The 320-nt window shown below is 63.4% G+C and carries 1 pseudogene; it reads left to right on the top strand.

Annotated elements, in window-relative coordinates:
• Window positions 1-320 (top strand): annotated as a pseudogene (locus P0D73_RS46880) (3-hydroxyacyl-CoA dehydrogenase); the annotation flags it as partial.

A 320-nucleotide genomic window follows, 5' to 3' on the forward strand; every position in this document is an offset into this window, starting at 1 on the left:
ACCGCGTGCTCATCGTCCCGCAAGGCGTCACGCACACACCGAAGCAGATTCATCTCGACAAGGTTGGCGGCAAGCTCTATTGGTGCGATCGAGAGGGCATGCGCGTGATGCGCGCCAACCTCGACGGCTCTCAAGTCGACACGCTGGTCGCGACCGGGCAGAGCGACCAGGACCGTCTCGACCAGACCCGGTGGTGCGTCGGAATCACGATCGATCCGAAGCACAAGAAGCTCTACTGGACGCAGAAAGGTCCGGACAACGCCGGCCTGGGTCGCATCTTCCGCGCCAATATCGACATCCCGCAGGGCGAAGGCCCGGCA

It is taken from the genome of Paraburkholderia sp. RL18-101-BIB-B (genome assembly GCF_046026985.1).
Classification (GTDB): domain Bacteria; phylum Pseudomonadota; class Gammaproteobacteria; order Burkholderiales; family Burkholderiaceae; genus Paraburkholderia.